Genomic DNA, 1,086 nt, shown 5'->3' on the forward strand with positions numbered 1-1,086 from the left:
TTCAAACGGCTGTCGCCCTAACGATCTTTGGTGTGCCGACTACAAGGGCGAGTTCGGCAGAGAACACGGCCGGGACAGGGGATCACAAACACTTGACCGTTCCAGACCCTGGCAGTGGCGCATCGATTGACCGTTGGCTCTGTTCGTGGGCACCGAAAATAGGGCCTTCTTGGTCCTCGGCAGAGAATATGGCCCGGACGGGGGATAACAAACACTTGACCGTTCCAGACTCTGGCAGTGGCGCATCGATTGACCGTCGACTCTGTTCGCGAGCGCCGAAAATACGGACGACCCCTATGGTCAAAGTGCACTTCTGACCTGCTAGGCACTGTTCGATAACTGGAGGCACCCGCTACGGTGCCCTCGTATTTAAGACACCTGTCAGTTTCAAGCCTGGACATTGACGCGTGGCGCGGCTGCCATTCGTTGACCGCCACGTCGAATTGCCCGCCAACCAGTGTACAGCCGCCGGTGGTCACATTGAGCAAAAGTGCCGAGATCAGGAGGGGTTTCATAAGGCCTCTTCGTTTGGCTTTGTTAACGACCCCTTTCTTGCAATTGTAGCTGACAGCAGCCTGAAAGCCCCCAGATATTCGCTGGCGCCGGTTCAGCCTACTGTCAGCTTCGATCAATAAGGCAGGAGCCTTGCCCTCATACCGGAGCTCGGCAGCCTGATGCGAATACTGCTCATTGAAGACGACGACGACCTTAGAAGTGCTGTGCACGATCATTTGGTGGCTGGTGGCCACGCGGTCGACTGGGCCGAGGGCCTGTCCGGAGCGCGCGGTCATGCAGCTGTGGCCGGCTACGACGTTATTTTGCTCGACGTTCACCTGCCGGACGGCAATGGCATCGACTATCTGCGGGAGCTGATCAAGGGGCTTGATACAACGCCGGTCATCATTCTGACAGCCCGCGATCGGATTTCGCACCGCATCGAGGGGCTCAACGCTGGCGCCGACGACTATTTGGTCAAGCCGTTCGATCTGGGGGAACTCTCGGCACGCATCCGTGCAGTGGCACGTCGCCAAGGGCATTTTCCGGAGCCGCAATTTTCGGTTGGGACGCTTTCCATACAGGCAGCCG

The 1,086-nt window shown here is 58.1% G+C and carries 1 protein-coding gene; it reads left to right on the top strand.

Going from position 1 to position 1,086, the window contains the following annotated elements; translation table 11 throughout:
* Positions 1 to 674 precede the first annotated feature (674 nt).
* Positions 675 to 1,086 (top strand): response regulator (locus EOB49_RS34025; RefSeq protein WP_164781936.1); only part of this gene is annotated, 412 nt, incomplete at its 3' end.

The sequence above is a fragment of the Mesorhizobium sp. M7A.F.Ca.MR.148.00.0.0 genome, assembly GCF_003997735.1.
In the GTDB taxonomy this organism is placed as follows: Bacteria; Pseudomonadota; Alphaproteobacteria; order Rhizobiales; family Rhizobiaceae; genus Mesorhizobium.